We start from the raw sequence: 12,232 nt of genomic DNA on the forward strand, positions 1-12,232 counted from the left end.
CCCCGCCTCACCCACCGGACAGCTGAGCCCGACCGACCCGACCACCGGACCGGCCCGACCTGACCCGACGGCTGAGCCCGACCCACCGGACCCGCCGGACGGCTGGGCCCGACCGGCCCGACCCACCGAACCCGCCTCACCCACCGGACCGGCCGGACGGCCCCGCGGCTGATCCCGGATCCGGGCCCGTAACCGGAGCCGAGGCCGGAACCGAACTCGAACTGGGAATCGGGGCTTAGGTGTACTGTCCCGAGACAGGCCACCAGCCAGCCGCGTCACCAACCTGTCCGGTCAGCACAACTAGGCCAACCCCGGGTCGAAGCCGACCACAGAGCCGGAGCCGACGCCGGAGCCAGAGCCGAAGCCAGCCCCGGAGTCGGCCCCGGAGCCAGACCCGGAGCCGGAGCCAGAGCCGGGCCCGGAGGCCGGACGAGGCTCAGCCGGGCGGGTTCCCAGCACCGTCCGGTCGGAGCGCGCGCCACCCGAGCGGGCCGGGCGGCCTTGGGCACCCGGCCCGTCAGCTGCGACCGCGCGGGGCCGCGCGCACCGTCGTACCCCTTGCGCAGGACGCTCGCGGACGCGCCTGCTGTTCACGGCGCCCGCGGACGCGCCGGACGCCACGTCGGCGGTGCCCCGCCGCGAGCGGATGACCCGACCGCAGGCGGGTGACCGGGGCGCGGGCGGGTACCCGCCGCGCATGACGCACGACCACCAAGGGCCCCCGCTGCCGTCCCCCCGCGGGCCGCTCTCGACAGCCGTCGGGGAGTACCTGCGGGGCGCCGGGCCGCTGCCGCGCCCCGAGGACGCCGCCGACGCCGAGGCGTACGGCGACGACCTGCACCTCGCCCTCTACCTCTGCTACGAACTGCACTACCGCGGCTTCGCGGGCGTCTCCCCGGACCTCGAGTGGGACCCCGGCCTGCTGCGCGTCCGCGCGGCGCTGGAGCGGCGGTTCCTCGCGTCCCTGCGGGCGGACGTCCCGGTCCACGCCGGCGTCGACGACGCGCTCGCGGAACTGCTGGTGGAACCCGTCGACGGCACGGGGCTGTCGCACTACCTGCGTGACGAGGGCGAGTTGTGGCACCTGCGCGAGTACGCCGCGCAGCGCTCCCTCTACCACCTGAAGGAGGCGGACCCGCACGCCTGGGTGCTGCCGCGGCTGACGGGCCGGGCCAAGTCGGCCATGGCCGCGGTGGAGTTCGACGAGTACGGCGGCGGCCGGGCCGACCGCCTGCACGCGCGTCTGTTCGCGGACCTGATGGCGGACCTCGGCCTGGACACCACGTACGGCCGCTATCTGGACGCGGCCTGCGCGCAGACGCTGGTCACCGTCAACCTGATGTCCCTCTTCGGACTGCACCGGTCACTGCGGGGCGCGCTCGTGGGCCACTTCGCCGCGGTGGAGGTCACCTCCTCCCCCGGATCCCGCCGCCTGGCGGAGGCGATGCGCCGCACCGGCGCCGGAGCCGCCGCCGAGCACTTCTACGACGAGCACGTCGAGGCCGACGCCGTGCACGAGCAGGTCGTCCGCCACGAGGTCATCGGCGGTCTGCTGGAGGCGGAGCCGTATCTGGCGCCCGACGTCGTCTTCGGGATCGACGCCACCGGCCATGTCGAGGGCCTGCTCGCCGACCGGCTGCTGCGGGACTGGCGGGCCGGAAGGTCGTCCCTGCTTACCCCGGAGGTTTCCGGAACCTCCCATATTTCCTGAATGTCAGGGAACACGGGTTCGGTGAATCCTCTGATCCTGCCCGGCGTCTACCCGCCGGACGAAGACACCGCCCTGCTGGCCGGGGCCCTGGCCGACGAGCCGCTTCCGCCGGGCGCGGAGGTGCTGGACGTGGGCACCGGGAGCGGGGCCCTCGCGCTCGCGGCGGCGCGGCTGGGCAACCGGGTCACCGCGGTGGACGTGTCCTGGCGGGCGGTGTGCACGGCGCGGGCGAACGCGCTGCTGGCCGGGGTGCCGGTGCGGGTCCGGCGCGGCAACCTCTTCGCGCCGGTGCGGGACCGGTCCTTCGACGTGATCCTCTCCAACCCGCCCTACGTGCCGTCGCCGGACCACCACGAGCCGCCGTCCGGGGCGGCCCGGGCCTGGGACGCGGGCCGGGACGGCCGACTCGTCCTGGACCGCATCTGCCGGGAGGCGCCGGCCCTGCTGCGGCCCGGCGGCGTGCTGCTCCTGGTGCACTCGGCCCTCAGCGGACCCGAGCTGACGCTCGGTCACCTGCGTACGGCGGGGCTGAAGGCGAGCGTGACACGACGCTGCCGGATCGCCTTCGGCCCGGTGCTGCGCGGCCGGGAGTCCTGGCTGCGCCGGCAGGGACTGCTGTCCGCCGACGACGACGGAGAGGAACTGGTGGTCGTCCGTGCCGAACAACCCGCCTGACGCCCCGCGCCGGATCAACAACCCGCCTGACGCCCCGCGCCGGATCAAGGTCCAGCGCCCGGGACCGCTGCTGGTCGAGGGCCCGGTCGAGGTGGAGCTGGAGGACGGCACCGTCGTCTGCTCCGACCGCTTCCGCGTCGCCCTGTGCACCTGCCGGCGCAGCCGCCGCTTCCCCTGGTGCGACACCAGCCATCGCAAGCGCGCCTGAGCCGGAACCGGCTCCCGGCGCACGAGAGACGTCCGCGGGATGCCAGGGGCCGGCCGGCGGCCCCACTCCGCCCGGCCGGCCCCTGGTGCGAGATCACGGCGTCCCCGCGACAGGTGCCCGCACTCCCCAGCTACGGGCCTCCTCGGTGTGCGCGGACCGCACGCGATCCCGGTCTCAGAACGCGAAGACGCTCGCCCCGTAGGCGTTCTTCACGCACTCGTTGGCGAAGGTGCGCTCGTAGGAGACGCGCCTGCCCTGCCAGACGCCGTCGACGGTGACGACGACCGGGTCGTACTGCCGGGTGCACAGCAGCACGTCGTCGCCGGCCCCGAGGGCGTCGGGGTCTCCCGCCGCACCGCGCAGTTCGGCGCAGGCCTGGGCGGGGGCCGGATGGGTGCCGGAGGGCGTAGGAGCGCAGCTGAGGGTGACCGCCCGCTGCGGCGTCGCGAGGGCGGCGTCGGTGCCGTGGCCCACGGTGAGCACCAGGGCCGAGGGGGCGTAGAGCGAGGCGGGGGCGGCCGCCGGGGCGGCGAGTGCGACTCCGGTGAGGGGCCCGCAGACGGCGGTGGCCGTGAGGGCGAGGGTCGCTGCCCGGCGCGCGGTGTTCCGCATCGTGTGCATCCTTCCGCTGGGACGAGGGTGGCGCCGGCCCGAGTCGGTGTGGTGCCGGACCGGCGAGCGCGAGTCTGCCGAGTCCGCGGCGGAAACTCACCTCGACCCCACGGGTTTCAGTAACCTTGCGTATTGAATCAGTGGCGCGAAGTTACGGAAAAGGATCGCCGAAAGCCCACAACTGAGCGCTTCCTGATCGATCGAAGCGGCCATTTGGCTTGATTCCCTCGCCTGGCCAATCGGCCTGAAACGCTCCGACCGGGCCCTCACGACAAGCGCTTGCCCTGGTCACGCGGGTCGCCGTCGCCCGCGCACCGGGGACGGCGGGGCACTTCACCGTCGCCGGCGAGGAGATCACCGCCACCGGCCGCGGCCCGGCGCCCGCGGCTCGGCACGGCCTCGGCCGCCGAGCGGGCGGCGGCGTGCGGAGCACGTTCCCGCCTGCGGCTACTCGCCAGTATCGTCGGGGTGCAGCGCGTTCTCAGCGACGAGAGGCGGGACCTCGGCATGGCCAAGCACTGGGCGGACTTCCAGTACGAGATCTATCTCAACGGGATGTCGGGGGCCGTCCCGCGGCTGCCCACCGACCTGACCCGGCTGGAGGAACTGACCGAGCGGCGGCTCGGGCCGGGACCCGTGGGATACGTGGCGGGCAGCGCGGGCGACGGCAGCACGGCGCGGGCCAACCGGGCCGCCCTCCAGCGGCGGCGGATCGTGCCGCGCATGCTGCGGGACGTGCACGAGCGCGATCTGTCCGTCGAGGTGCTCGGCCGCGCGCTGCCCGCCCCGCTGGCGCTGGCGCCGGTCGGCGTGCTGTCGATCATGCATCCGGACGCCGAGTCCGCCGCCGCCCGGGCCGCCGCCGCCCAGGGCGTGCCCTTCGTGCTGTCCTCGGCGTCCAGCACGCCCATGGAACAGGTGGCCGAGGCCATGGGGGACGCCGAGCGCTGGTTCCAGCTGTACTGGCCGAAGGACGTCGAGGTGGCCCGCAGCTTCCTGAACCGGGCGAAGGCGGCCGGGTACACGGCGCTGGTCGTCACGCTGGACACCCCGCTGCTGGCGTGGCGGCCGCGCGACCTCGACCAGGCGTACCTGCCGTTCCTGCACGGGGTGGGCACCGCCAACTACTTCTCCGACCCGGCCTTCCGGGCGGGCCTGGCCAAGCCGGTGCACGAGGACCCGAACGCGGCCGTCCTGCACTTCGTCGGCATGTTCGCCGACCCCGCGAAGACGTGGCCGGACCTGGCGTTCCTCCGGGCGAACTGGGACGGCCCGATCGTACTCAAGGGCGTCCTGCACCCCGACGACGCCCGGCTCGCCGCGGACGCCGGGATGGACGGCGTGGTCGTCTCCAACCACGGCGGGCGCCAGGTGGCCGGTTCGGTCGCGGCCGCGGACGCGCTGCCCCGGGTCGCCGAGGCGGTCGGCGACCGGCTGACCGTGCTGTTCGACAGCGGCGTCCGCACCGGCGACGACGTGTTCAAGGCGCTCGCCCTGGGCGCGCGGGCGGTGCTCCTCGGACGGCCGTACGTCTACGGGCTCGGCCTCGACGGGCAGGCGGGGGTGGAGCACGTCGTGCGCTGCCTGCTCGCCGAGTTCGACCTCACCCTCGCCCTGTCCGGACACGCCTCCCCCGCCACCGTCGGCCCGGCCGACCTCGTCGAGGACCCCGTGTGACCGCGAGCGTCGCAGGGCCTGTCCGGCGGATCTGCCGGACAGGCGGGGTGTGGCACGCCTGTCTGCGGCTGTCGTCGGTCCCCGACCGCGCGTCGACTCCCTCCTCCGCCTTGCACCTGGACGCACCAGACCCGCTCCACCCGGGCTTGAAGGTGCCGCCGGATTTCTCCGACGCGATCCGCCGGACAGGCCCTGCACGCCGGCACCGCTCCCGGCTCTCCTTCGATCCAGGACCACAAGCCCGGCCTCAAGGACCCCACGAAACCGAGGTCGGCTCACAGCTCCGCCGGCCGGCCACCTGTCCGCCTACCGGCTGGGGAGGAGCCGCGCGGATGTCCCGACGAGGACGGCTGCCGCCAGTGGCCCGACCAGGTAGGGCCAGAGCGGGCCGGGTGAGCCGGCCATGAACCACGGACCGAATTGGCGTGCAGGATTGAGACTGCTTCCGGTCAGTGGCGCTGTGAGAATGATCAGCACAGTGAGCGTCGCTCCGACGGTGACGGAGGCGACATCCTCCAGTTCAGGACTGCGGGCCACGCGGAGTACGACGGCCAGGAGCATGGCCGTGGCCATCGCCTCACCGATGCCGATCAGGACGGATGACCGGGGGACGGGCGGGCTCAGCAGGGCGTAGCGCACGTGCGTGTCGGCAAGGGGACTGCCCAGCAGAGCACGCCCCAGGGCTGTGCCCAGCAAGGAACCGGCCAGCTGCGCCGACACGTAGACCGGCACCTTGCCTCCGGGGACCTTGCCCGCCAGCCACAGCATCACGGTGACCGCGGGATTCATGTGAGCGCCGCTGATCCGGCCGAGAGGCGAGCTGATCAAGACAGCCACGACCAGGCCGCAGACCACTGCGCCGGTCATGAGCCGGGGCGAAGACGAGGTCACGTGCTGAGCCAGCCAAGCCTCGGGATGCTGCAAGTGGCGGAAGAGCACCGTCATCGACAAGAGCATCAGCAGCGTGGTGATGCTCTCCGCGGCCCAGATCACGCCGGTCCGGACCGGTTGGCTGGGCGCGGAGTCGTGAGAAAAGGCGCTGGGGGCAGTAGAGGGCACGGTGTCGTCTCCCGGGACGGTTGCCAGGAGCGGTGCCCTTGGCGGTGCGGAACGGATGAGAAGAGGCCCACGGCACGCAGATCCACGGGCCGGGAAGAGCGGAAAGCGGTCGACCGTGCCTCAGAGGGGCGGGTGTTCCGTCCGGTAGTGCGGTGGGCGAGTTGCTGACTGGCGCTGTGCGATGACAGCCGGCTCCCGGTCGGCGGAACTCACCGGGGCGTGATCCTCCTCCCCCAGCGGGAGGCAGTTCGCCAGGCACCGCGTACGGGACAGCGCCACGATCCCGTAGGCGAGCAGGGCGAATCCAGTGAGGGCGGGCACGGTCCATATCCCGGTACGGGGCTCCTCGCCGTAGAGCGTGATCCCCAGGACGACCCCGCTCACCGCGTCTGTCAGGGTCAGCGCGGGCTGTGAGGCGATGATCGGACCGGCTTGCATCGCGGCACCCAGCAACCACAGGGAAGCGCCGCCGATCACCGCGAACCCATAGGTCTGCCACGACCACAGGAAGGCGTCGATTCCCCGGTCGTCCAGGACGGCCATCGACGACTTCATGAGCGCTGCGGCGAGAGTGTTGCCCAGGGCTGCGCCCGCAGCCAGAAGGGCAGCCCGCCCCACGCCCAGAGGCCTTCGCACACCGGCGATCACCAGCGCCGTGGCGGTTCCGCCGACCACCAGGAGCGCGGGCAGCCACCACAGTCCGGGAACCTCGTGGCGTCCACCGGAAGGAGCAAGCGAGAAGAGGAAGGTGGCCAGCCCCCCGGCGATGCAGGCCACCGCCCACCACGCCTTGCGGGAGCGGTGTACACGAAAGACGGCTCCGCCGATCAGGAGGGCGAGCGGCAGCTCGAGAACGAAGACCGGCTGCACCACGGCGAGGGACCCGGTGACCAGCGCCATTGCCTGGAGGATCGCGGATGCGGTGACAGCACTGATGCCCACAAGCCATGCCGGCCTGCGCAGCAGATCCATGATCAGGCCGACCCTCAGGGAAGTCGACGGTGGCACCGTCAGTGCCGCCCGCCGCTGCAGAACGGTCCCCAGCGCGTTACTGGATGCGGCAAGCACCGAGAGGACGATGGGCAGAACCATGGCCGGTACTCCTAGGGATCAAAGCAGCTTCCGCTGGCCGGCGGTGCCGGGGCCCAGCTGAATGCCTGAGCTTCTGGCACCTGCACGGCAGAGTGCACACAGCCGCTGTCCCATGCCTTTCGAGGGGCTGTCCCTGTGGACGGCGGCTCATGAGGCCTGCGCGTCATCACCTCGACGTGGACGGCGCGACGCGCGTGCGGGCCAGATCTTGAGCACCCGATGCTCACGCCGGTGAGCAGCAGGGAAGAGGTCTCCCCCGGGCGGCAAGATACTGCTGGCCTCCCTGCCACCCGGCGGCGTCACGGCCCCGTACTCCTCGCATCGAGTGCACGCGGCGCAGCTGCACGGTGAGCCGGAACTGGTCCGCGAGCGCGGTTCCGCCAGGGAGCACCGCACGGCGAGGAACGGATCACCGCCTCGGTGGCGCTTGCGATGCCCGGTGTGCAGTTCACCAAGGACCTGCCGGCGAGCTGGGTCAGGGGACTGGGCCACCGCACGGGCCGTCAGCCGGGATCTCGGCTGGCGGCCGCGGACACCGCGCGGCCACCACGGGGCTCGTTCTCCGGGCAGGCTGTTCCCGGTGTCAGGGCCGGCCGGCCCCGGGCCGGGCGTCAGCCGGCCGCGGCCTCCACCGCGGCGACGGCGACGCCCCGCGACGCCTCGGCGTAGATCCGGCGGTACGCATCGCCGCCGACCAGGGACTGGGCGCGGCGGACGGTCCGCTCGATGTCCGCGGACTCCGACGGCGAGGGCGGCGTGTGATGGACGGAACGATGGTGCGCCGCCTCACCGAGGAGACGTGCTGCGGCCGTTCCGTCCCCGAGGGCGGCCCGGACGCTCGCGAGCCCCTCGGTCGCGGCGGCCAGTGCGGCGGATCCGGACGCCTTCGCGGCCGCGGTCCGCGCCGACCGGTGATGGGCCTCAGCCGCTTCGAGATCGCCGGACAGTTCGGCGATGTGGCCGAGACACGTCAGCGCGGCGGCGAGCCAGTCGGGCTTGTCCTGCCCGTCGAGGAACGTCAGTGCCATCCGCGCGTGGCGGGTGGCGGTGGGGAGGTCGCGTTCCTGCCGGGCCAGGCATGCCTGCCCGAGTGCCGCCAGGGGGTTGCCCTTCGCACCGAGGGCCCGTGCCGTCTGGTGGGACTCCTCGAAGTGCAACCGCGCGGCGCGCACCTGGCCCAGGGACAGCTCGATGTGTCCCATGCCGGCCAGCGCGTACTGGATGGTGTTCGCCAGCCCGATCTTTCTGCCGTCGGCACAGGCACCCTGATAGGCGGCCAGCGCGGGGTGGAGCCGCCCGGTGCGGTGCAGTGCCATACCGAGGTGGTACTGGACGGCGGAGCTGCCCCAGTGGTCGCCGGCACGGCGGAAGCCGCTCAGCGCACGCTCACCGCACTCGACCGCGGTGTCGAAGGCGTGGCCCGCGAAGCGCAGCTCCATCTCGACGAACGCCGCCAGCGCGGTGCCCCATACGTCGTCGTGTTCTTCGAGCGCGGCCGCGGCCTGCGCGACCAGGGCCAGACTCCGCTCGGTTCCGGCACCGCGGATGCCCTCCACGGCCACGAAGAGCCGGGAGTAAGCGGCGTCGTGGTCGGCACCCACTCGGGAGAGCAGGGAGAGGGACTCCTCGGCCGCCCGCCCGCACACCGGGTCGGGATGCACCACGCACGCGGTGGGCCGGCCGACCAGGGCCTGCGTCTGAAGCGCCAGACCGCGCGCCCCGGCGCTGCCCGAGTGCGCTTCCCTCAGCACCGAGGCGATCTCCTCGCTACCGTCCCGACGGCTGGCGAAGTACCAGAGCCAGCCGATCCCGGCCACCAGACGGAGAGCCCGGTCCGGGTCGGCCGCCGCCGCGGCGCGCGCCCGGTCCGTCGCGAGCCGCAGGTTGTCCCCCTCCTCGGAGAACCAGGTCAGCCACGCGCGCTGGCCCGCACCGCGGGTCTCACGGCTCGCCCGCTCGACCGCGGACAGGTAGTAGAGGGTGTGGGCTTTGAGCGTCTGCTCCTCCTCGTCCGCCCGGCGCAGGCGGTCCGCGGCGTACTGGCGCAGCGTCTCGAGAAGACGGAAGCGGGGACACAAACCGCTGCCCGGCACCACCAGCGAGTGGTCGACCAGGCGGCGCAGCAGGCCGAGCACGTCCTCGCGTCGCACCAGGCCGCCCTGACAGATCTCCTCGGCGGCGCGCAGCTCGAAGCCGCCGCGGAAGACGGACAGCCTTCGCAGCAGCGTCTGCTCCGGTGGGGTGAGCAGTTGATGGCTCCAGTCGACAGCCGCGCGCAGGGTGCGCTGGCGTGCCTCCGCCGTTCGCGCGCCGTTGACCAGGAAGCCGAACCGGTCATCCAGGCGGGCCTCTATCTCACCTGCGGGAAGGCTTCTGGTCCACGCGGCGGCGAGTTCCAGTGCGAGGGGGATGCCGTCCAGAGCACGGCAGATCCTGATGACCGCCGCCACGTCACACCCGGCGAGCGCGAAGCTCGGATCGATGGCGCGGGCACGCTCGACGAAGAGGCGAACGGAGTCGTACTCCTGGGCGCGCGCCAGTTCGGTGCCCTGCGGAGGCACCTGCATGGGCTGCACGGGATACTGCGCCTCCCCGGGCAGTCCCAGCGGCTCCCTGCTGGTGGCCAGAACGCGTACGCCCTGGCAGGCAGCCAGGAGTCTGTCGACGAACGCGGCACAGGCGTCCACCAGGTGCTCACAGTTGTCCAGCACCAGCAGCGCCGAGCGCGTCCGCAGCATTCCGATGAGACTGTCCTCGGCGTCGTCACGCCCGTGGGGAACACCGAGAGCGTCCGCAGCGGCCGTCGCGACGTGAGCGGCGTCCGTGACATCGGCCAGCTTCACCATCCACGCCCCGTCGGGACTCACAGAACACGCGTGAGCCGCCTCGCGGGCCAGTGTGGTCTTGCCGACTCCTCCCAGTCCGGTGAGTGTCACCAGACGGTACTCGCTGAGCAGCTTGCCGACGCCTTCGAGTTCGTCGGTCCTGCCGACGAAGGACGTGAGACGAGCGGGGAGGTTGCCGACCTCGGCGGGTCCGGACTGCCGGGCCGTGTGCAAGGTCGGGTCCTGCCGGAGAACAGCCTGTTCCAACGCCCTCAGGTCCGCGGACGGTTCGAGGCCCAGCTCGGCGTTGAGCGCCGCTCGCGTGCGCCGGTACACCTCGAGAGCCTCGGCCTGCCGGCCCGCTCCGTACAGAGCGCGCATGAGCTGGCCCTGCATGCGTTCCCGCAGCGGATGCCGCGCCGTCGAGGACTCCAGCTCGCCGACCAGGTCGGTGTGGCGCCCCAGGGTCAGGAGCAGGTCCACGCGTTCCTCTTGCGCGGTGAGCCGCAGCTCTTCCAGCCGCGCTGCCTCGGACTTCGCCCAGGGCTCGTCGATGAAGTTGGCCAGCGCGGGTCCGCGCCACAGGGCCAGAGCCTCCTCGTAACGTCTGACGGCCTCAGCGGGAGACTGGATCGCGAGATGACGCGCGTCGGCGACGACACGGGCGAACCGGTGGATGTCGACATCGTCGGCGTCCATCTGCGCCAGGTAGCCGGGGGGCCGGGTGACGATCAGGTCCGGCGGGGCGCCCACCGCGGCCAGGGCGCGCCGTAGCTTGGACACCCGTATCTGCAGCGCGTTGCCGGGGTCGGCCGGCAGCCGTTCGGCCCACAGTGCGTCGATGAGGGTCTCAGCCGTGACGAGCCTTCCGGCGCTCACGGCGAGCCGGGCGAGGACGGAGGACTCCGCCCGCGCGGGCAGGTCGCAGGGCTGTCCGTCGACCAACAGCGCCAGGGGGCCGAGGAGGCGTATCTCCACCTGATCTCTCTCCTCGAATCGTGCCGGAGCGAGAAAGCTGCTTCAACTAGGCCTTATGGTGCCATCCCGCCCGGACAGTGTCACTCGGCCGGATCGTCAGGCGGGGGGCGCCTCCGGCCACTGCCCGTCCCCGGCCCCCAGCCGGGGAACGACGGTCCGCCGGCGAACACGACGATCCTGTCGATGAGGTTGCGGCGCCGCTGGACGACGTCCTTGCCGGTCAGGCTCGGATCTGCGCCCGGCGTGGCGAAGGACCACTCGCAGCGGGCCCACTCGGGCGTATCCGGTCTCTGTGGCACAGCAGAAACCCCGCCCACAGCAGAAACCCCGCGCATGGCAGGAGACACGCGGTGACCACGGCGGTATCGGCTCCCGTCCGGGACAGCGACGGGGGCACGGCCGCCCAGGCCCGTCAGGTGACCGATGACTACGGTTCCGGGCAGACCCGGGTTGTCGTCCTGGACGCGGTCGACGTCGGCGTCGAGCATGGCCGTTTCACCGCCGTGATGGGCCCGTCGGGTTCCGGGAAGTCGACGCTCATGCGCAGCCTGGCCGGACTCGACACCGTGAGCAGTGGCCGTATCTGGGCGGGTGACACGGAGATCACCGCGTCGTTCACCGGAGCGGCGAGGATTCCTCTCGCCTGCCTCCACGGACGCAGCCGTCACCCGGGAACAGTGTCCGCTGTCCAGGTGACGGCTGTGCGCGAGGCGTGCGAACCCAGCCGGCGAAGGCGGCGCCCGGCCCGGGCGCCGCGTCGACGCGGGGCGGCTTACAGGCCGGACTTGAGCGCCGACGCTATCCGGATCGCGCGCTCGGTCTGGTGGTAGGCGGCGTTGCGCGTCGTCTCGTCGACCGCGTTGGCTCCCTGACCATCCACGTGGGAGGTGCCGTAGGGGTTGCCGTCGACGAACTTGACCGGGTCCGTGTAGCCGGGCACGACGAGGATGCCGCCGAAATGGTGGATCGAGTTGTAGAGCGCGAGCAGGGTCGACTCCTGGCCGCCGTGAGCCGTGGCGGTGGTGACGAAACCGCTGTACACCTTGTCCGCGAGCTTTCCGGCCGCCCAAAGGCCGCCCAGGGTGTCGATGAACTGCTTCAGCTGGGAGGAGACGTTGCCGAATCGGGTCGGGGTGCCGAAGATGACGGCGTCCGCCCACTCGACGTCGGAGGGCTGAGCAACCGGGATGTCGGCGCTCGCCGCTGCGTGGGCGGCCCACGCCTCGTTGGAGGCGATGGCGGCCTCGGGCGCCAGCTCCGCCACCTTCAGCAGCCTGACCTCCGCCCCGGCCTTCTCTCCCGCCGCGGCGATCTCCTTGGCGATCTCGGCGCTGAAACCGGTGGAGGAGTAGTAGATCACGGCGAGCTTGACGTTCGTGGTCACAGGAGTTTCCT

General features: G+C 72.5%; 10 protein-coding genes and 1 pseudogene. 5 read left to right on the plus strand and 6 right to left on the minus strand.

The annotated features are described in order from the left end of the window. Window positions 1–697: 697 nt before the first annotated feature. From AB0G63_RS17285 to AB0G63_RS17295, 3 genes are read left to right on the plus strand one after another with little or no spacing between them, the layout of a single operon-like run. Entirely contained in the window at window positions 698–1,711 is a 1,014-nt protein-coding gene (locus tag AB0G63_RS17285; protein WP_360750679.1) for an iron-containing redox enzyme family protein, read from the plus strand. Continuing rightward, window positions 1,712–2,386, plus strand: coding sequence for a HemK2/MTQ2 family protein methyltransferase (locus AB0G63_RS17290; RefSeq protein WP_360750681.1), 675 nt, complete (start codon window positions 1,712–1,714; stop codon window positions 2,384–2,386). It abuts the gene before it with no gap. Continuing rightward, entirely contained in the window at window positions 2,367–2,594 is a 228-nt protein-coding gene (locus AB0G63_RS17295) for a CDGSH iron-sulfur domain-containing protein (protein ID WP_360750683.1), read from the plus strand. Before AB0G63_RS17290 ends, AB0G63_RS17295 begins: the two co-directional genes overlap by 20 nt. Before the next feature lie 174 nt (window positions 2,595–2,768). On the opposite strand, the gene AB0G63_RS17300 is transcribed toward AB0G63_RS17295, so the two are convergent. Beyond that, a complete protein-coding gene (locus tag AB0G63_RS17300; protein WP_360750685.1) occupies window positions 2,769–3,206 on the minus strand; it encodes a protease inhibitor in 438 nt (145 codons plus the stop codon). Window positions 3,207–3,713: 507 nt separating this feature from the next. Here AB0G63_RS17300 and AB0G63_RS17305 point away from each other — a divergent pair. After that, window positions 3,714–4,883, plus strand: a complete 1,170-nt coding sequence (locus tag AB0G63_RS17305) for a lactate 2-monooxygenase (RefSeq protein WP_360750754.1) — start codon at window positions 3,714–3,716, stop codon at window positions 4,881–4,883. A gap of 306 nt (window positions 4,884–5,189) precedes the next feature. On the opposite strand, the gene AB0G63_RS17310 is transcribed toward AB0G63_RS17305, so the two are convergent. The 4 genes from AB0G63_RS17310 to AB0G63_RS17325 form a co-directional block, all read right to left on the minus strand. Further along, window positions 5,190–5,876 (minus strand): aquaporin, encoded by a 687-nt coding sequence (locus tag AB0G63_RS17310; protein WP_360750687.1) that lies wholly within the window; start codon window positions 5,874–5,876, stop codon window positions 5,190–5,192. 186 nt (window positions 5,877–6,062) lie between these two features. Further along, window positions 6,063–7,034, minus strand: a complete 972-nt coding sequence (locus AB0G63_RS17315) for a DMT family transporter (RefSeq protein WP_360750689.1) — start codon at window positions 7,032–7,034, stop codon at window positions 6,063–6,065. Window positions 7,035–7,645: 611 nt separating this feature from the next. Continuing rightward, the gene (locus AB0G63_RS17320) at window positions 7,646–10,837 is read right to left on the minus strand and encodes a BTAD domain-containing putative transcriptional regulator (RefSeq protein WP_360750691.1); all 3,192 of its coding nucleotides are present in this window, start codon (window positions 10,835–10,837) and stop codon (window positions 7,646–7,648) included. 80 nt (window positions 10,838–10,917) lie between these two features. Then, window positions 10,918–11,280 (minus strand): hypothetical protein, encoded by a 363-nt coding sequence (locus AB0G63_RS17325; RefSeq protein ID WP_360750756.1) that lies wholly within the window; start codon window positions 11,278–11,280, stop codon window positions 10,918–10,920. Between AB0G63_RS17325 and AB0G63_RS17330 the strand changes: the two are divergent. Beyond that, window positions 11,188–11,445 (plus strand): annotated as a pseudogene (locus AB0G63_RS17330) (ATP-binding cassette domain-containing protein); the annotation flags it as partial. The gene AB0G63_RS17325 and the pseudogene AB0G63_RS17330 sit on opposite strands and share 93 nt — an antisense overlap. Window positions 11,446–11,609: 164 nt before the next feature. Here AB0G63_RS17330 and wrbA read toward each other — a convergent pair. Next, window positions 11,610–12,221, minus strand: coding sequence for an NAD(P)H:quinone oxidoreductase (gene wrbA, locus AB0G63_RS17335; protein WP_360750693.1), 612 nt, complete (start codon window positions 12,219–12,221; stop codon window positions 11,610–11,612). Window positions 12,222–12,232: the final 11 nt, after the last annotated feature.

The sequence above is a fragment of the Streptomyces sp. NPDC020996 genome, from assembly GCF_040641355.1.
Classification (GTDB): Bacteria; Actinomycetota; Actinomycetes; order Streptomycetales; family Streptomycetaceae; genus Streptomyces.

Coding starts and splice junctions, on each gene's coding strand:
- AB0G63_RS17285 (WP_360750679.1), top strand. CDS start 698: ATGACGCACGACCACCAAGGGCCCCCGCTGCCGTCCCCCCGCGGGCCG.
- AB0G63_RS17290 (WP_360750681.1), top strand. CDS start 1,712: ATGTCAGGGAACACGGGTTCGGTGAATCCTCTGATCCTGCCCGGCGTC.
- AB0G63_RS17305 (WP_360750754.1), top strand. CDS start 3,714: ATGGCCAAGCACTGGGCGGACTTCCAGTACGAGATCTATCTCAACGGG.
- AB0G63_RS17300 (WP_360750685.1), bottom strand. CDS start 3,206: ATGCGGAACACCGCGCGCCGGGCAGCGACCCTCGCCCTCACGGCCACC.
- AB0G63_RS17315 (WP_360750689.1), bottom strand. CDS start 7,034: ATGGTTCTGCCCATCGTCCTCTCGGTGCTTGCCGCATCCAGTAACGCG.